This window comes from Microcystis sp. LE19-8.1F (genome assembly GCF_027531715.1).
GTDB lineage: Bacteria > Cyanobacteriota > Cyanobacteriia > Cyanobacteriales > Microcystaceae > Microcystis > Microcystis wesenbergii_A.
This window is the reverse complement of sequence record NZ_JAPZSO010000042.1, coordinates 1-18,551: the sequence shown is the minus strand read 5'-3', so window position 1 is coordinate 18,551 and position 18,551 is coordinate 1. Positions and strand designations below refer to the sequence as shown.

Here is an 18,551-nt window from a genome sequence, read left to right as displayed (position 1 = left end):
TTGTTCATCTGATAAGTTTTGATAATCCATAATTTTGCTAATAAACATAGCAAAATTATAGATGATTTCCTGACCTAAGATCACATTTTATTCTTTTTTCCACTTCAATCTAAGAATTGAGAAAAAAGCAAAACCTTATATTATACCATAAAAAAATTATGCAAGAGGTCTATTGCCAATTCTTCAAGATGAATTGAAGTTATTGCAGGCTAAAACTAACAAGATTGATGAATTCAAACAAGAGGTTGATTCTCTATCATTTCGCTTAAAAAATCTCGAACAACTCCTGGCGCAACTGCAATCTCAGCAGTCTTTGACATTAGCTGCTGCTAATTTTTCTGCTGCTGTCGATTTTATTGATGAATTAGATGAGGATGACATGGACGATGAACCAGATGAGATTCTAACCGATTTTATTACATGAATTGTCATTGCGGTTTTCCCTTGTTAACTTACTTGTCAGTAGCTGGAATTCGGATTCGGAAAAACAGGGAAGGTTCCAGGAGAAGATAAGGTAACCAAGCTTGACCGACAAACTCCCAGTCCCCACCCAGACAACGAATCTCAGCGGTGGGAAAAATTTTTACCATCTCTTCGAGGAAGCGCATACGCTCATCACGGTTAGGGGGTTGAAGGGCTTGCTTTAGATGCTATACTGGTTCATAGGGTTGTGGAGATTGGTTCTATGTTTCATCAAACCTACTCCCGCCTACTTTTCAAGCCTTTTGTCTTGTCCTCAGAAATTGATCATGAATAAGAACTTAATCATAGATGTTGGTGTTCATCAGGGCGAAGATACTGAATACTATTTAAAAAAAGGTTTTTGCGTAGTGGGTATAGAAGCTGATCCTCAGCTTTATGAAACCACAAAAAATAGACTACAATCCTATATAAATGATGGTCAACTACAACTTCTGAATCTGGCTATAGCCCCACAAGAAGGTGAGATTATTTTCTATACTAACCTAAATCATAGTGTTTGGGGGACAATTTCTCCAGATTGGGTGAAAAGAAACGAGTTCTATGGGACAAAATCCCTGGAAATCACGGTAAAAAGTGCTAAATTTGAAAACATTTTACAAGAATTTGGGATTCCCTATTATCTAAAAGTTGATATTGAAGGGGCAGACTTGTTATGTGTTAAAGCCTTACGGCAATTCGACAGTAAACCAAAATTTATATCCATAGAATCAGATAAAACGTCTTGGAATAATTTGCTAAAAGAGTTTAAAATATTGAAAGAACTTGGGTATCAAAAATTTAAAGTTATTAACCAACGGAAAATATCCCAACAAGTGTGTCCTTTCCCGGAAAAAGAAGGTAAATACTTTGAACATCAATTTGAATTTGGTTCCAGCGGACTTTTTGGAGAAGAAACACCAGGAAAATGGCTTTCAGAAACTCAAGCTATCAATCTCTACAAACGCATTTTTTTGTACTATCAAATATTTAGAATGAATGGGTTTATTTATAAGGTCAATCTCGGCAAAAAGCTGTTAGAAAAATTTCAAGTTATCGAACCTTGGTATGATACCCATGCTAGTTGATAAGATAGTGTAGCGAAAAAATAGTTTTTAATAATTAAACAAAGGAAAAAATCATGACACATTTTGGCTCTATCTGTCCAGCCGCTACTGGACATTTAAACACAATGAATACTTTGGGACGCGAACTCCAAAGACGAGGACATCGTGTGACAGTATTAGGTATGCCTGATGCAGAAGCAAATGCCAAAGTTGCTGGTTTAGAATTTCGCGCTATTTCACCAGTTGATTTTCCTGTAGGGACAACGGCAAAATTTTATGAAGAGCTAGGAAAACTCACTGGGTTAGCGGCATTGCGTTACACAATTTGTTTATCTGAAAAAACAACAGCTTCATTTTTACTTAATGCTCCACAAGTGATTAAAGATGCGGGAATAGAAGCACTGATAATTGATGAATGTATATACGGTGGTAGCACTGTTGCTGATTTCCTTAAAATTCCCTTTGTGACAGCTTCTTCGGCGCTAGTCAATGGTTTTGATAATACTATTCCCCCAGCTTTTACAACCTGGAAATATAACCCTGCTTGGTGGGCAAGATTGCGTAATCGTTTGGGATATGGAGTAATTTCTCGTTTTTCCCAACCTATTTACAAAGTGATTTCGGCATATCGCCAAAAGTATGGTATGCCTGCTTGCAGAAATATTAATGATTACTATTCTGTTTCTAAGTTAGCAATTATTAGTCAACAACCAGCAGAGTTTGAATACCCCAGACATGATTTAAACGGAATTCTCCATTTTACCGGACCTCACTTTGATTCTACAGGGAGAAAAACAATTGATTTCCCCTATGAAAAATTGAATGATAAACCATTAATTTATACTTCAATGGGTACATTGCAAAATCGCCTCACTCATATTTTTTATAAAATTGCTGAAGCTTGTGTAGGTTTAGATACACAATTAGTAATTGCCCTAGGAGGTGGATTAGCAACTCAAGCATTACCTAATTTACCAGGAAATCCCATCGTCGTTAAATATGCACCACAATTAGAATTATTACAAAAAGCCAGTTTGACTATTTGCCATTCTGGAACAAATACGGTACTAGAATCTCTGTTTTATGGTGTACCTATAGTAGCTATTCCTATTGCTAATGATCAAGCAGGAGTGGCTACCCGTATTGCTTGGAGTGGCGTCGGGAAATTTATTACTCCTTCAAGTTTGACAATCAATAGATTACGCCAAGCTATTCAAGAAGTGCTAACGCAACCATCTTATAAAGAAAATGCACTTAGATTAAAAACTGCTATCCAAAAAGCGGGAGGGGTTCCTCGTGCTGTGGATATTATTGAGGAGGTAATCTCAAATAGGTTAAAATAAAGCAAAAAATTGACAAGTCGTCAAAATCAATCTTTACTGAAACAAACAAAATGACTAGAAAATATATACCCAACGCCTTCTTAAAAATTGAAAACTCCCAAGTAAACGCTATCTTTACTTGGAGTCAACGCTCACCAGAAATTATTCCTTACCAATCTTGGTTAACTATTTTAGAAATATTTGTACATGAACATGATCTTGAATCAGCCTATCAAATATTTCAACAAGTCAAATCAGCACCAATTAACGCGCAAGTTACTACAGAAATAGAAAAATATCAACATTTAACCAACAACGCTATCATCTTTTTATCAGATAAAAGCCTCACGCTTTTTGGTAAAGGTTTTTGCGGCTTTATTGAAAAAGACGAAGAATATAAGCTTACACCATTAAGCCACAATACTTACCAAGTATTAACCCAGTTTTTTGCAAAAACTAACCTGATCAATGACTTAGAACAAATCAATAGTTTTGAGAGTTTTTGCCAATTAGTGATCTACCTAGAAAAAATAGGTTTATTATCAGTTGCTACCCATTCTCTCAACTGGGGAGATTTGAAAAAAAGTGTTCCCATCTGTCATGTATTTGGTTTAACTAGGGGGAAACCAGTTGATCGGTATTATTTAAACAAATTTATCCAAGAAATCAAACCACAAATAGTTGGAAAAATTCTAGAAATTGGTGGTACAAATAAAGACTTCTATGGAATTAACCTAGGTTCATCATATCAAATTATGAATATAGAACCAGGTTTAGGAATAGATATAGTCGGTGATGCTCACGATGGCTCTATCATCAAACCAGAGTCATTTGATTCTATTATTACTTTTAATGTCTTGGAACATTGTTATGCACCTTGGCAAGTTGTAGAAAATATTTACACTTGGTTAAAACCAGGGGGGAAATGTTTTGTCATGGTTCCTAGTGCACAGAGACTTCATGCTATACCTAGGGACTATTGGCGGCCTTTACCAGATGCTTTTGCTTGGATGTTTAGAAAATTCTCCCAGCAAAAATTATATGTTTATGGCAATCCTATTAGTGTGATAGCTAGTTATCATGGCATAGCTACCGAAGAATTAACTACTGAAGAATTAGATGCTTTTCATCCTGATTTTCCAGTAGCTACCTGTATTGTCGCTCAAAAATAACAACTGACAAAACTTACAATTGGGAGTGTCTTATGAGTCCGATCAATTTTGATATTAATCCTGAAATTAGCATTATTGTCTGTACCTATAACCGCGCTCATTACTTGAATAAAGGTATTGATAGTGTCCTCAATCAAACTTTTACCAATTGGGAACTTGTAATAGTGGATGATGGTAGCAGTGATCAAACTTTTGCAGTTGTTAATCCCTATCTTGAGAAATACAATAACATTCGTTATTTAAAGCATAAAAATAAAAAACAATGTTATGCCAAAAATGCAGGAATACAGGCATCGTTTGGTAAGTATTTGACATTTCTCGATAGTGACGATGCTTATAAGCCTAATCATTTAGAGTCACGATTACAATATATGAAAGCTCATCCAGAAATTGACTTGATTGAAGGATGGTTTTTCAGCGAAGATAATATTTTAGTTGCAGATTATTATCAATCAGACAAATTAATTAACTTAAAAAAATGTGTTTTAAGACCGACATTTTTCGGCAAAAGAAAGGTATTTTTTGAATTGCAAGGATTTAAACACATGATCTATGGAGAAGATACAGATTTATGGGCAAGAGCAGAAAAAATATTTAAGACCGAAAAATTAAAAGAACCTGAAACCTATATTTATACGCGAGCAGAAACTAGCGTCAGTAAAAATTTTACTAATGATTCTACTCAAAACTTATCATCATCTATGTAAATATTCTATGAATATCATTGCTGAATCTATTGCTAAACTGCGACAACTTAATCAAGTTAAAGTGCAAGAAAACTGGCGCTATAATTAGGGTTTGCGGCAAAAAGTTTGTTGGTGGGGTTAGGAGTCTGGGGAGTCAGGAGTCTGGGGAGTCGGTCGGGGAGGTCAGAATAACAGAATGACCTCGCGCACTGGGAAGCAGAACCCTTTGCAATCGCCTCCGGAAAGTGCCAGGGTTTTGAGTCCCTCGGATCGATTTCTCAACGTTTGTTTCCTGCACTTTTTTAGCTAAAAAAGTCCTAAAATCGTTTTCTAGTAAGGCTTCCAGTAATTTTCAGCCAGCCCTAATTAGAACTCTTGCCAATTAATTAGGTTCTTCGTTACTTGGTATGGTTCGATCAGGTGGCCTAAATCGACTAAATCCTTATTTGACAAGAGAGTTAATTGATTAGTTCGTTCTAGAGCGAAATTGACAAAAATCGCAGAATGCCTTTCTCTGTAAGGATTTCATCCCTTAGAACTCCGTCCATTGCATCACACAAACCGAAGAACCATCAGGTGAACTGAAAACTCTCATCTGATCACTGATAACTGATCACTGATCACTGATTAATAACTTGTCAAGAAATCACGATAAATCAACTAGAGATTATCTTAGACATTTAGTATAATCAAACACAATAGATTAGGGAAAATTGCTCATAAATTAGCCCGAGGGAGCATGAATCCTCTTTCTCGTCCCTATATCTTCCCCTATTTTTTAGTCTTAGACTAAGGAAATATCATGATTGATTGTAGTCAGATTCAGTTTGACGAGGATAAAAGCAAGATAGATCTATTGCAACTACGAGAATTATTTAATTTAACCGCATTTTGGGCAATTGATCGCCGTTTAGAAGATTTAGAAACCGCAATTGACTATAGTGATCCGGTGGTGACGGTGTGGAATGATCCGCAATTAATTGGTTTTGCTCGCGCCATTTCTGACGGCATTTATCGGGCAACTATTTGGGATGTGATCGTTCATCCCGATTATCAGGGAGCGGGTTTAGGGCGTAAATTAGTAGAAACAGTTTTGGCCCATCCCCGAATAAATCGGGTGGAAAGAGTCTATTTGATGACTACTAACCAAGAAAAATTTTACCAGCGCATTGGTTTCCAAAGCAACGCCACGACGACAATGGTATTATTTAATCGTTATCCCGAGGAGTTTTCCTGTCCGGCGATCGAGGTAAAGAAAAAACGATCTCTGTGAGCTTGTCCTGACTATTGTTATCGATTTGATCTAAGCTCATTTCCCCCCCCGATACTTCGATAATTCCCTTCGCTAACTGGAATTTAAGACCGGGAGAAAGACCGAGAGCTTGAGTAAATTGTTTTACTTCTTCCGGCTTTGATTCTAAACTCAAAGGGGAAATTTCTGGCATTTGCCAAAGAGGGATTTCACCCGGAAATTCTAGACTAATAGTGACTTTTTTCTCGTCAAGAGTGCTTACCGATATACAAATAGAGCCACTCGCTAAGTTGGCAATCGCTGCATCGACGAGAAGGACAAAAGCGGAGGATAAACGTTGATAATCGGCAATAATAGCAATATCATCGGTTAAAGGACTAAATTTAAGCTTAATATTGCGATTAGCTGCCTGTAAATAGGTTAAACTTGCCCAATCTTGCCAGAGTTTAGTTAAAGAAAAAATTTCTCGCTCCAGAGGTATAGTACCAGACTCTAGCTTCGAGAGATTAATCATCTCATCGAGCATTGCCATCAGTTTACGGCCCGCCAGTTGCCCCTGGGCGATAAATTCCCTTTCTTCGGCCGGACTTTCGCAAAGATCGGCGAGAATCATTTGATGGAGACTGATCATACTGCTCAATGGCGATCGCAATTCGTGGGCAACCCGTCCCAAAAAACTGCTTTTGAGGTGATTAATTGCCACAGCCATGTGATAAGCGAGGCGAGTTTGCTGTAATTCCCGTTTTAAAGCGTCAATATCGTCCATATTTACAGAAAAACTGCCCCTTGTCGTAAGATATCCCATCTTTGACATTGCCAACGCGCGACGGTGGAGGGTTGTCCACTATTGATTATTCCCCATGCTTGCCTTTCTGTGGGAGCTAACACCGTCACCGAGGGAAAAGTAGTCATAATCGCTTCTGGAGTCAATAAAGGCTCTTGTCCTGACAGATTAGCACTTGTGGTCGCTAAAACACCAGTTCGACCAAGAATTTCTCTTGCGATCGCATGAGCGGGAACTCGGATACCAATCGTGCTAGTATCCTTAGGGTTAAGAACTTTTGGTACTTTTTCAGAAGCAGGTAAAACCAAAGTTAGGGAGCCGGGCCAGTGTTTTTCGGTCATTTGCCGCCAAATTTCCCTTTCTTCCTGATTTCCCTTGACATAATCCCATAAATCTGCTGCTGAGGCCGCCATGAGAATTAAAGGTTTATCAAAAGTCCGTTTTTTAGCGGCAAAAACTAAGGCAGCATAGGGGGGAGAAACCGCTAAAGCGGGGACTGTATCCGTGGGAAAAGAAACCACTTGACCACTTAGGGCCGCGTGAACAATTTCGTTAAGAGAAGCAGTAGGCATTGAGAATTGATCATTTTTGGGGACTAATTTAGCCTAAAACTTTTTGGTACAATTTTAAACGGGTAGGGTTGATTCATGAATCAACCCTACCTTGAATCAACCCTACCTTGAATCAACCCTACCTTGAATCAACCCTACCTTGAATCAACCCTACCTTGAATCAACCCTACCTTGAATCAACCCTACTTGATCAGCGGGGTATCTGAAAGTTTTTAACACCTACCTACTTATCTCCAACCAATTAGCGACGATTAATTATGAATGAGTCTGATACTTTTGCTAATCTCGAACAATTAGAATATATTCCCTACCTAGATACCACCGGTAATATCTGTGTTGATTTCCAGGGAAAAATCGGGGTTTATGCCATTTTTGAGCGAGAACAAGTCTTAGAGTTTGTCGGCTATTCTCGTGATATTTATCTCAGTTTAAAACAACATCTTGCCCGACAGCCCCAAGCTTGTTATTGGCTAAAAATACAGTTGATCGAGCGTCCTAATCGGACGATTCTCGAATCGATTAAACAAGCTTGGCTAAGAGAAAGTCAGGCAGTAATCGGCAATGAAAAACTCTGGACAGAACCAATTGATGCTAAATTAGCCATGACTGAGACAGAAAAAGAAATTTATCAAAGTGCTGACGAAGTAGGGCAAATCAAGTTATTAAAACAGGTATCCAGACGAGTAGAAAACGATATTTTATCAACCCTAGAAAAACGGGGAGTACAGATGGAAATTCGTTTTAATCCTAAGTTAAAAGAACAGGGTTTGCTCGATTTAAAGTAAAAATTACTAGGAGCGATCAATTCTCCAGACAAACCGCTATGATAGTATATCGCCCCATCCCCACACCAATGGAACAGCGATGACCACTCCAGACTGGCCAAACCTACTGCAGCAAATACTCGATCAAAAATCCCTTTCCCTTAACCAAGCTGAAGAATTAATGACCGGATGGTTAAACGGCCAGATTCCCGAAGTTTTATCGGGGGCGATTTTAGCGGCTTTGCAAGCAAAAGGAGTCTCGGCCGCCGAATTAGCGGGAATGGCCGGAGTTTTACGGCAACAATCTCGCTTAGAAGACCCTAAACCCCATACTACTCCCGTTATCGATACCTGTGGCACCGGCGGTGACGGGGCCTCAACCTTTAATATTTCCACTGCCGTGGCTTTTGTGGCGGCCGCCGGGGGCGTAAAAGTGGCTAAACACGGCAATCGCTCGGCCTCCAGTAAAGTCGGTTCGGCCGATGTTTTAGAATATCTTGGGGTTAATTTAAGCGCCCCTAGCGAGAAAGTAGCGGCGGCTTTAGATGGGGTGGGAGTGACCTTTCTTTTTGCCCCCGGTTGGCATCCAGCCCTGAAAAGTGTGGCTAATCTCCGCAAAACCCTGAAAGTTCGCACGGTTTTTAATCTTCTGGGCCCTCTAGTTAATCCTCTCCGTCCCACAGGTCAAGTTATCGGTGTTTATGACCGGCAATTTCTCACCCCCATGGCCACAGCTTTAGCACAAATGGGAACCCCAAAGGCGATTATTGTTCACGGCCGGGAAAAACTCGACGAGGTGGGGTTAGGAGATCTGACCGATATGGCTTTATTAAATAATGGCGAGGTGATTTCGTCGGCGATCGATCCCTTGTCAATTTCTATCCCCAGAGCCAGTTTAAATGCCCTTAAAGGCGGGGAAGTGCCAGAAAATGCCGAAATCCTCAAAAATGTCCTGCAAGGGGGGGGAACGCCGGCTCAACGGGATGCTGTGGCGATTAATGCCTCTCTTGCCCTACAGGTGGCAGAAAAGGTCACTTTTGGCGATCATGCTGCCGGTTTCGCCCTCGCTCGCGAGATTTTAGCCAGTGGGTTAGCTTGGCAAAAATTAGAGGAGTTGGTTAAGTTTCTCACCTAGGACAATTCAGAGGAGACAGGAGACAGGCTTCGGCCGTGAGCTTTTGTCGAACGCTGAGCTCACGGCCGAAGCCCACACCCCACACCCTACACCCCACACCCCACACCCCATCTCAATGCACTTACTGCATGACAGAAATCCTTAAACACGATGGTTAAAGGATTTCTGTTACAGACAATACAAAATTATCCAAGTTAAAAAGAATTAAATAACAAATAGAGACTAGGTAAATTACTAAATTTTTGCTAATGACGACGGTATTTTAAAGAATACTTATTGTTAAATCCCGATTTCTTCATTTCTAACCCGCACCAACTAGAACAATTACACCCACAGACCAGTAAGGAGATAGATTCGTGGTACAAGCACCTGAAAAAGATGGAACAACTCTCAATAAATTCGAGAAATTTAAAGCCGAAAAAGACGGATTAGCCATTAAAGATGAACTAGATCATTTTGCCCAAATCGGTTGGGAAGCGATGGATAAAACCGATTTAGAACATCGCTTAAAATGGGTGGGGGTTTTTTATCGTCCCGTCACCCCGGGCAAATTTATGATGCGTTTGCGGATTCCTAACGGCATTCTCAGTAGTGAGCAAATGCGAGTTTTAGGGGAAATCGTGCAGCGTTACGGCGATGATGGCAATGCCGATATTACTACTCGTCAAAACCTACAATTACGCGGTATTCGTATCGAAGATATTCCTGATATTTTCCAACGACTAAAATCCGTGGGCATGACTTCGGTACAATCGGGCATGGATAATGTTAGAAATATTACCGGTTCACCCATGGCGGGACTAGACGCGGATGAATTAATTGACACCAGGGAATTAGTCCAAAAAGTCCAAGATATGATTACCAACTACGGTCAAGGTAATTATCAATTTACCAATCTGCCCCGCAAATTTAATATTGCCATCGAGGGGGGCCGGGATAATTCGGTTCATGCGGAAATTAACGATATTGCCTTTGTTCCTGCCTATAAAGAGGGAGAATTAGGCTTTAATGTCGTGGTGGGCGGCTTTTTCTCGGCTAAACGCTGTGAAGCGGCAATTCCCATGAATGTTTGGGTGAGACCGAATCAGGAAGTGGTGGATTTATGCCGAGGGATTTTGGAAGTTTACCGCGATAACGGATTGCGTGCCAATCGTCAAAAATCCCGTTTAATGTGGTTAATTGATGAGTGGGGAATTGAGGAATTCCGCACTCGGGTGGCTAATCACCTAGGTTATCCCTTGGCAACGGCAGCAGAAAAAGACGCTATTGACTGGGAAAAACGAGATCATTTAGGAGTTTTTCCCCAAAAACAGGAGGGATTGAGCTATATCGGTCTTTGTATTCCCGTTGGTCGTCTATTTGCCGATGATATGTTCGATTTAGCCCGGATTGCCGAAGTGTATGGTAGCGGAGAATTACGTTTAACCGTGGAACAAAACGTGATTATTCCCAATATAGCGGCTGAAAATATGGCGACTCTTTTAACCGAGCCTTTACTGGCTAAGTTTACCCCCAATCCCACTCCTTTACAACGAGCGCTCGTTTCTTGCACGGGGGCGCAATTCTGCAATTTTGCCCTGATTGAAACCAAAAATAAGGCTGTGGACTTGATTCGTCAGTTAGATGCCGAATTAAATATTCCCCAGGGTGTGCGTATGCACTGGACCGGTTGCCCTAACTCCTGCGGACAACCCCAAGTGGCCGATATCGGTTTGATGGGGACAAAAGCGCGCAAAGACGGCAAAACCGTGGAAGGAGTTGACCTCTACATGGGGGGTAAAGTGGGTAAAGATGCCCACCTGGGCAGCTGTGTACAAAAAGGGATTCCCTGTGAAGATCTAAAATCGCTGTTAACTTCTATCCTCATCGAACAATTTGGGGCGACACCGAAGGGTTAATTAAGTAGTCGTGCAAAATTAATTTCTTGGTTAAGATGGGCAAAAGGCAAAAGGCAAAAGGCAAAAAGTAGTTAGATATGTGTAATTAATTGTGTCTAGCTACTTAACAAGTTTATTGATACGCTGAATGGGGGGTTTATCCCCTCTTTTTTTCTCTATCTCTGTTGGCTGAAATTGGCCGACCTCTTGCTATATTAGGGGGCAGATGGCAGCAGGAAAATTTTTATATATTTTCCTTCCAGATGGGAATCGTTACTTAGCTTTAAATTGGGCTTGTTTACGAAGTAATTCCCCGATGGTTAAATTGGGTTGAGGTCGGCCATTAAAAACCGTTCCTACCTCAAATTTTTGCAACTGTACCCGTGCCAAATGATAGGCCTCATCCGGTAGGGGAATATAACCAATACTATCTAATAAATTGGGAACTCGATCGAGATAATATTCGACAAATTTCTCTAAAGCGGGATTCTCTTGGGCTTTTTGGGCATTAACATAAATAAACAAAGGACGAGATAAAGGCTGATATTTACTATCCTCTACATTGCCGCGAGTTGGTTCAATACCGTTAACTTTCAAAGCTTTTAATTTATCCCGATTTTGTTCATAGTAAGCATGGCCAAAATAGCCTAAAGCGTTCGTATCTTGACTGACGGCATTAACTAAAGCTTGGTCATCTTCACTAAAGTTAAAATCCCCACGACTGGCATCTTTGCCGTTAATTACCTCACTAAAAAAATCGTAGGTTCCGGAATCTTTACCCGGTCCGTGAAGGGTAATCGGTTGGTCAGGCCAAGCGGGATTAATTTGATTCCAACGTTTGATTTTATTCTCGGCCGCGGGTTCCCAAATAGTTCTTAATTCTGTAGTCGAAATATCATCAACCCAGTTATTTTGGGGATTGACTACCACGGTTAAAGCATCAAAAGCGATCGGTAGTTCGATAAATCTTACCTTATTAGCATCACATTCTTTTAATTCTTCCACAGAAATCGGCCGAGAAGCATTATTAATATCGGTTTCTCCCGCACAAAATTTTCTAAAACCGCCGCCAGTTCCTGAAATATTAGCGTCAATTTTAACATCAGCCAAAACTTTGTTAGGGGTATTAGCTTTAAAATCTTCGAGAACTTTGTTGGTAATTGGTGCTACGGTACTCGAACCATCGATTTTAATTGGTTTTAGGTCTTGAGGATTAATATTGGCACAAGCGGGTAAAATTAGGGCAGTACCCAGGACAATTGCCACTACTTTGGTGGGACGTGATAGCTGAGTAAAAATTTCTAGCATAGGTGTCAAAAGGAGAAAGTAAAAAGTAAAAAAAGGGCGTTAGGTGTTGGCTGTAAACCTTAATCTTTTCTTTGTTGTTTTTACGTCCCTATAATGATAGGGAAAGAGAAAACCCCTATCTAAACAGGAAAAGTTAGCGGCTTTACCGTGACTTAAGTAGGTAGGTATTGAAAACTTTCAGACACCCCCCTTATTAAGGGGGGATTAAGGGGGGATCGGCCTCCCCTTATTAAGGGGGGCAGGGGGGATCGAACCTAAAATTCATTTTTAATTTAATTATAACCAGCAACTGAAAACTAATGTTCACTCAAAATAAATGGTAAAAGAAGTTGAGATTTTTGTCTAGTTATCGAGAAAATTTTTCTTGACAATACATGATATTTTTTTATTCACTTCTTAACCTATTCTTTACCAAGCAGTGGTAACTTTTAGCGTAAGATTTAAGGCAGTTTACGGATCAAAATTAATCCTATGCCCAGCAAAAACAGGACCAATTTACTAACAGCCTTATCCCTAGTGACTCTAACAGCGACTTTAACCGCTTGTGGGGGCGGCGATACGGCGGGAACCAGTGGAGAGGGAAGCAATAGAATCGCCCAAGTTCCTCTGCAAGGAGAGGTCGCCCTCAATGGTGCGGGCGCTTCTTTTCCTGCACCCCTATATCAAAACTGGTTTGTCACCATCAATCAACTATTTTCTAAACTGCTAATTAACTATCAATCTACCGGTAGCGGGGCGGGAGTCGAACAATTTATTCAAGGTACGATCGATTTTGGCGCTTCCGATGTGGCCATGAGTGACGAGGATATGGCCAGAGTTAGCCGCGGGGTTTTACTGCTACCGATGACGGCGGGAAGCATCGTTATGGCTTATAATTTGCCCGGAGTAGAAGGGCTGAAACTAAGCAGGGAAGCATATATAGGCATCTTTTTAGGCACGATTACCCGTTGGAACGATGCCAAAATCGCCGCCGATAACCCCGATTTAAAACTACCCAATCAAGAAATTACCGTAGTTCACCGGGCAGACGGTAGCGGAACAACGGGAGTTTTTACCAAGTTTTTAAGCGCCGTTAGTCCCGAATGGAAAAAAAGTATCGGGGAAGGAAAAGCCGTACAATGGCCCACCAAAAAAGGTAAATTTCTCGGCGGTAGAGGAAATGAGGGTGTAACTGCCCTAATTCAACAAAATCAAGGCTCGATCGGCTATATCGAGTACGGTTTCGCTAAAAATAATAACCTGCCCATGGCCACTTTACAAAACCAAGCCGGTCAATTCGTTATCCCCAATGAAACTAACGCCGCTGCCACCTTAGCCACGGTGGAATTACCCGAAAATCTGCGGGCTTTTATCGTTGATCCGCCGGGGGAAAATTCCTATCCCATTGTCACCTATAGTTGGATGTTGGTTTATAAAAAATACAACGATCCCCAAAAAGCTTTAGCTATGGAGGCGATGATCGAATTTGGACTCAATCAGGGACAGGAACAGTCCGCCGCCCTTGGTTATATTCCCCTGCCGAAAAATGTCCGCGAACGAGTAGCCGCCGCCGCCGATGTCATCTATCCTGATTACACGATCAAGGTGGATTAGTCGCCGAAAAAATGTATTCAAAGTTACAATAATAGTGTAGAAAGGCCAATTTCGACCTTAGCTACCTCAAACTAGCTGGATTTTAACCCTAATCATGAGTGCGCCCACAGTTTCGCCCGACTCAAATTTTAAAGAACGTCCAGAATCGGAAAAAATCCTCGATAAAGGCTTTGTGGGATTAACTACCGCTTTTGCCATCGCTATTGGGCTAATTTTGCTCCTAATTGCCCTAGTTATTTTTATTCGGGCCCTACCAGCGATTCAAACCTTTGGTCTGGGATTTTTGACCAGTAGTGCTTGGAATCCCGTGCGCGGTCGGGAAGAATTCGGAGTTCTGCCCGTTATCTACGGAACTCTCGTTAGTTCTCTGATTGCCCTCCTGATTGCTGTTCCCCTCGGTATCGGTTCGGCCATTTTTTTAAGCGAAGATTTTATTCCCTTAAATGCGCGGACAATTTTGGTTTTTCTCGTACAACTTTTGGCCGCTATTCCCAGTGTTGTTTACGGATTATGGGGTATCTTTGTATTGATTCCTATCCTCAGACCCCTTGGTAACTGGTTAAATGCTAATTTTAGTTGGATTCCTCTGTTTAGTACTCCTTTAGGGGGTCCTGGGATGTTACCGGCGGGGGTTATTTTAGCAATTATGATCCTGCCGATTATTATCGCTATCTCTCGCGACTCTTTGGCCGCTTTACCGCCGGATCTAAGGCAAGCTTCCCTCGGTTTGGGGGCCACCCGTTGGGAAACGATTTTTCGAGTCTTAATTCCTGCCGCTTTTTCTGGGATTGTCGGGGGGATTATGTTAGCTTTAGGGCGCGCTTTAGGGGAAACCATGGCAGTAACGATGATTATCGGCAATTCTAACCGCATTAGTGCCTCTATTCTCGCCCCTGCTAACACGATCGCTTCCTTATTGGCTAACCAATTCGCCGAAGCCTCGGGAATGCAAGTATCAGCTTTAATGTATGCTGGTTTTGTTCTGTTGGTTTTGACCCTAGTAGTCAATATCTTCGCCGAATTAATCGTTAATCGCGTCAAAGCTAAGTATTAAGCCATCAGTTATCAGTTATCAGTTATCAGTTTTAAGTTTTGAGTTTTAAGTGAGCAGTATGTATTAAGTGATCATCATCAAATGGCAGTTTACTGCTGTCTTTTCACTTTTCACTGTTTACTGTTTACTAATCACTGTTTACTGATTACTGTTTACTGTTCACTGATTACTGATAACTGATTACTGTTCACTGATAACTGATATGGATAGTGCGAATTTAGGCAATAATCTCAAAAAGAAACCGGGTAGTCCTCGATCGCTATTGGGGACAATTATGACCGTTCTCTCGGCTGTATGTTTAGCTGTCACCGTGATTCCCCTCTTTGCCGTCCTAGGCTTCGTTTTTGTGCAAGGGGTGGGTCGTTTAAACGCCAATCTCTTTACCAAATTACCGCCACCGCCGGGGTTAGGAGGAGGAGGCATCGCTAACGCCATTTTAGGGACAATTATCGTCGTCGCCCTGGCCACAGCGATCGCAGTTCCCATTGGCGTTTTAGCGGCGGTTTATCTCTCGGAATTTAGCGGTGATAACAAACTTGCCCAGGGTGTGCGCTTCGCTACCAACGTTTTAGCGGGTGTCCCTTCGATTATTGTCGGGGTTTTCGCCTACGGTTTGCTAGTTGCCCCGTTATTTGGCGAAGGAACAGCCCTTTTAGGCTTTTCTGCCCTTGCCGGTTCGATCGGTTTAGCGGTGTTAATGTTACCCACTATTATTAGAACCACCGATGAGGCTTTAAAAATCGTTCCCCAAGACATCCGCTGGGCGGCCATGGGTTTAGGGGCCTATAACTACCAAACCGTCCTAAAAATCGTCCTTCCCGCCGCAGTTCCCGCTATTTTAACCGGTGTGACTTTAGCAATTGCTAGGGCTGCTGGGGAAACCGCCTCCTTAATTTTTACGGCATTATTCTCTAACTTTTGGCCTCGGGGTGTCTTTGAACCGATTGCCACCCTTTCGGTCTTAGTTTTCAACTTTGCTACTGCCCCTTTTGCCCCTCAACAGCAATTAGCTTGGGCCGGTGCTTTAATTCTGGTGCTTTTGGTGTTAGTAACTAACATTTTATCCCGTTTAGCCACGCGCCAGAAAACCTATTAAGTCAAGGAAAAAGTTAAAAGTCAAAAGGATATTTAAGTAAAAATCTACCTATCTTTCTGATTCCTCAATTAGCCAAATTCAAGGTAAATAATTTATGCTAACTAACTCTAACTCCCATTCTACAGGAACTGTTTTAAAGGTCGATAAGGCTGATATATACTATGGTAATTATCGAGCAGTACGAGACGTTTCCATCGATATTCCCAAAAATAAAGTCACCGCTTTTATCGGACCCTCTGGCTGTGGAAAAAGTACCATTCTCAGGTGTTTTAATCGTCTCAATGATTTAATTCACGGTTTTCGTATTGACGGCAAAGTTTTTTATCATAACCAAGATATTTACTCTCAAGAGGTGGATCCTGTCGAAGTCAGAAAATACATCGGTATGGTGTTCCAGCGCCCTAATCCTTTTCCCAAATCCATCTATGATAATGTGGTTTACGGAGCGCGATTAAATGGTTATAAAGGCGATTTAGATGAATTAGTAGAAACTTCCCTGCGTCGAGCTGCTCTCTGGGACGAGGTAAAAGATAAACTAAAAGAAAGCGGTTTCTCCCTATCGGGGGGACAACAACAAAGATTATGTATTGCTCGCGCTATTGCCGCTCAACCAGAAGTATTATTAATGGATGAACCCTGTTCGGCACTGGATCCAATTTCAACTTTAAAAGTTGAGGAATTAATGCACGAATTAAAAGAACGTTATACAATTATTATTGTTACTCACAATATGCAACAAGCCACCAGAGTAGCGGATTTAACCGCTTTTTATAACGCTGAACCCACCGATAAAGGTGGCAAAATTGGTTATCTAGTCGAGTTTGATCATACGGATAAAATCTTTAGTGATCCTCAAGAAAAAGCAACTAAAGATTATGTTAGTGGACGTTTTGGCTAAATCAGTTATCAGTTATCAGTTATCAGTTATCAGATGTGAGTTTTCAGTGAACAGTATGAAGTGGCAAGTTGGGAGTTTTCTTTTCACTGATTACCGATTACTGTTTACCAGTCACTAAAAAAACACCCATCTCCTTTTTTTTTAAAGATTATGTATAGTACCGATGTTGTCACCGATGCAGTTTTGAGAACCAAAAACTTAAACGTTTACTACGGTTCTAATCTCGCTGTTCGTGATGTTAACCTTGATATTCCTGAGAAAAAAGCGATCGCTTTTATCGGTCCCTCTGGCTGCGGGAAAAGTACAGTTTTACGCTGTTTTAATCGCATGAATGATCTGGTTAAAAGTGCCAAAATTGAAGGAAAAGTTACCTTTCGCGGTCAAGATATTTATGGTAATTCCGTTAATCCTATCGGGTTACGCAGTCGCATTGGTATGGTTTTTCAGAAACCGAATCCTTTTCCTAAATCTATCTATGAAAATATCGCTTTTGGGGCGCGATTAAATGGTTACATCGGTGATATGGATCAATTAGTGGAAGAATCTTTAAAAAAAGCCGTTCTCTGGGATGATGTTAAAGATAAACTCAAAGAAAGTGGTTTAGCTTTATCGGGGGGACAACAACAAAGGTTATGTATTGCTCGCGCTATTGCAGTTAAACCGGAAGTTGTTTTAATGGATGAACCCTGTGCGGCACTCGATCCAATTTCTACCCTAAAAATTGAGGAATTAATTCACGAATTGAAAACCCAATATACTATAGTTATTGTTACTCATAATATGCAACAAGCGTCGCGGGTTTCTGATTTAACGGCTTTTTATAATGCTGAACCGACCCGAAAAGGCGGTAAAGTGGGTTATTTAGTGGAATATGATCGCACCGAGGTTATCTTTCAAAATCCCGCTCAAGAGTCCACTAGAGATTATGTTAGCGGTCGTTTTGGTTAAGATCACAGCAATAATAGCTAAAATAAAATTTTATAGGGTGAGTTAATCTCACCCTATTTTAAGTTTCTAAAACTTGGCTTTCTGGCGTAGTAATTCGGCTAAAGTCACATCGAATTTTGAGTGTCCCCCGAAAACTGTTCCCGCTTCCCCGTTAAAGAAAGTGACCTTGGCTAAATGATAATGCTCACCGCTCAGGGGAATATAACCGACCTCTTGAACGATATTTTGAGCTTGACTGAGATAATACTCGACAAAACGCTGTAAATCCTTATTAGACTGGGCTTTTTGGGCGTTAACGTAGATAAATAAAGGACGGGCTAAGGGTTGATAGGTGGATTGTAGCACCGTTTCCCGGGAGGGCAAAACAGCCCCTTTACCACTGTCTATTGCTAAGGCTTTTAAGTTCGCCGCTTGTTTTTCGTATTGACACTCCCCGCGCTAAAGCGACGGGGATTCTTGGTTCAAAGAGATTACTTGCTTAGACAGAATCGCTTCTGAAAAAGTAGAGGTATTCTCTCCCCAAGCGTTTATCGGATCTAGCCCGAAAGTTCCCGTATGCCCTAC

18 protein-coding genes and 1 pseudogene are annotated in these 18,551 nt (G+C 41.1%); 14 read left to right on the top strand and 5 right to left on the bottom strand.

The genetic code is table 11. The annotated features are described in order from the left end of the window. Window positions 1-172: 172 nt before the first annotated feature. A complete protein-coding gene (locus tag O9334_RS04785; RefSeq protein ID WP_045359669.1) occupies window positions 173-424 on the top strand; it encodes a hypothetical protein in 252 nt (83 codons plus the stop codon). Window positions 425-455: 31 nt separating this feature from the next. Here O9334_RS04785 and O9334_RS23095 read toward each other — a convergent pair. Beyond that, window positions 456-623 (bottom strand): annotated as a pseudogene (locus tag O9334_RS23095) (IS4 family transposase); the annotation flags it as partial. A gap of 126 nt (window positions 624-749) precedes the next feature. Between O9334_RS23095 and O9334_RS04780 the strand changes: the two are divergent. From O9334_RS04780 to O9334_RS04760, 5 genes are all read left to right on the top strand, one after another. Further along, entirely contained in the window at window positions 750-1,547 is a 798-nt protein-coding gene (locus O9334_RS04780; protein ID WP_052426715.1) for an FkbM family methyltransferase, read from the top strand. A 53-nt stretch (window positions 1,548-1,600) separates the two neighbouring features. After that, window positions 1,601-2,869, top strand: coding sequence for a glycosyltransferase (locus tag O9334_RS04775; RefSeq protein ID WP_045359667.1), 1,269 nt, complete (start codon window positions 1,601-1,603; stop codon window positions 2,867-2,869). Between the two features lie 50 nt (window positions 2,870-2,919). Next, a complete protein-coding gene (locus O9334_RS04770) occupies window positions 2,920-4,020 on the top strand; it encodes a methyltransferase domain-containing protein (RefSeq protein ID WP_045359666.1) in 1,101 nt (366 codons plus the stop codon). Window positions 4,021-4,052: 32 nt separating this feature from the next. Beyond that, window positions 4,053-4,727 carry a glycosyltransferase family 2 protein gene (locus tag O9334_RS04765; protein WP_045359664.1) on the top strand — a complete coding sequence of 225 codons (675 nt, stop codon included), beginning with the start codon at window positions 4,053-4,055 and terminating at the stop codon, window positions 4,725-4,727. A gap of 781 nt (window positions 4,728-5,508) precedes the next feature. Continuing rightward, on the top strand, window positions 5,509-5,979 hold the full coding sequence (locus tag O9334_RS04760; RefSeq protein ID WP_045359662.1) for a GNAT family N-acetyltransferase: 471 nt from the start codon (window positions 5,509-5,511) through the stop codon (window positions 5,977-5,979). On the opposite strand, the gene O9334_RS04755 is transcribed toward O9334_RS04760, so the two are convergent. After that, the gene (locus O9334_RS04755) at window positions 5,915-6,772 is read right to left on the bottom strand and encodes a sensor histidine kinase (RefSeq protein WP_052426714.1); all 858 of its coding nucleotides are present in this window, start codon (window positions 6,770-6,772) and stop codon (window positions 5,915-5,917) included. The genes O9334_RS04760 and O9334_RS04755 overlap by 65 nt on opposite strands. Next, window positions 6,727-7,314 (bottom strand): L-threonylcarbamoyladenylate synthase, encoded by a 588-nt coding sequence (locus tag O9334_RS04750; protein WP_045359658.1) that lies wholly within the window; start codon window positions 7,312-7,314, stop codon window positions 6,727-6,729. Before O9334_RS04750 ends, O9334_RS04755 begins: the two co-directional genes overlap by 46 nt. A gap of 257 nt (window positions 7,315-7,571) precedes the next feature. Here O9334_RS04750 and O9334_RS04745 point away from each other — a divergent pair, with 257 nt between their 5' ends. The 3 genes from O9334_RS04745 to O9334_RS04735 all read left to right on the top strand — a co-directional run bounded on the left by O9334_RS04745 (window position 7,572) and on the right by O9334_RS04735 (window position 11,111). Next, a complete protein-coding gene (locus O9334_RS04745; protein WP_045359656.1) occupies window positions 7,572-8,099 on the top strand; it encodes a GIY-YIG nuclease family protein in 528 nt (175 codons plus the stop codon). Window positions 8,100-8,178: 79 nt separating this feature from the next. Continuing rightward, a complete protein-coding gene (gene trpD / locus O9334_RS04740; protein WP_287999607.1) occupies window positions 8,179-9,213 on the top strand; it encodes an anthranilate phosphoribosyltransferase in 1,035 nt (344 codons plus the stop codon). A 356-nt stretch (window positions 9,214-9,569) separates the two neighbouring features. Continuing rightward, a complete protein-coding gene (locus O9334_RS04735; RefSeq protein WP_287999606.1) occupies window positions 9,570-11,111 on the top strand; it encodes a ferredoxin--nitrite reductase in 1,542 nt (513 codons plus the stop codon). Window positions 11,112-11,363: 252 nt separating this feature from the next. Here O9334_RS04735 and O9334_RS04730 read toward each other — a convergent pair whose 3' ends face one another. Next, on the bottom strand, window positions 11,364-12,398 hold the full coding sequence (locus O9334_RS04730; RefSeq protein WP_045359651.1) for a PstS family phosphate ABC transporter substrate-binding protein: 1,035 nt from the start codon (window positions 12,396-12,398) through the stop codon (window positions 11,364-11,366). A gap of 471 nt (window positions 12,399-12,869) precedes the next feature. Between O9334_RS04730 and pstS the strand changes: the two genes are divergently transcribed. The 5 genes from pstS (at window position 12,870) to pstB (O9334_RS04705) (ending at window position 17,987) form a co-directional block, all read left to right on the top strand. Beyond that, window positions 12,870-13,991: a phosphate ABC transporter substrate-binding protein PstS gene (pstS, locus tag O9334_RS04725; protein ID WP_287999605.1), complete on the top strand. Its 1,122-nt coding sequence runs from the start codon at window positions 12,870-12,872 to the stop codon at window positions 13,989-13,991. A gap of 94 nt (window positions 13,992-14,085) precedes the next feature. Then, window positions 14,086-15,045 carry a phosphate ABC transporter permease subunit PstC gene (pstC, locus tag O9334_RS04720; RefSeq protein WP_045359649.1) on the top strand — a complete coding sequence of 320 codons (960 nt, stop codon included), beginning with the start codon at window positions 14,086-14,088 and terminating at the stop codon, window positions 15,043-15,045. A gap of 202 nt (window positions 15,046-15,247) precedes the next feature. Beyond that, a complete protein-coding gene (gene pstA / locus O9334_RS04715) occupies window positions 15,248-16,141 on the top strand; it encodes a phosphate ABC transporter permease PstA (protein WP_287999604.1) in 894 nt (297 codons plus the stop codon). Window positions 16,142-16,235: 94 nt separating this feature from the next. Further along, window positions 16,236-17,039 (top strand): phosphate ABC transporter ATP-binding protein PstB, encoded by an 804-nt coding sequence (gene pstB, locus O9334_RS04710; RefSeq protein ID WP_045359646.1) that lies wholly within the window; start codon window positions 16,236-16,238, stop codon window positions 17,037-17,039. Between the two features lie 150 nt (window positions 17,040-17,189). Next, on the top strand, window positions 17,190-17,987 hold the full coding sequence (gene pstB, locus O9334_RS04705; protein WP_045359645.1) for a phosphate ABC transporter ATP-binding protein PstB: 798 nt from the start codon (window positions 17,190-17,192) through the stop codon (window positions 17,985-17,987). Window positions 17,988-18,053: 66 nt separating this feature from the next. Here the strand turns inward: pstB (O9334_RS04705) and O9334_RS04700 are convergent, their stop codons facing one another. Beyond that, the gene (locus tag O9334_RS04700) at window positions 18,054-18,332 is read right to left on the bottom strand and encodes a hypothetical protein (protein ID WP_287999603.1); all 279 of its coding nucleotides are present in this window, start codon (window positions 18,330-18,332) and stop codon (window positions 18,054-18,056) included. Window positions 18,333-18,551: the final 219 nt, after the last annotated feature.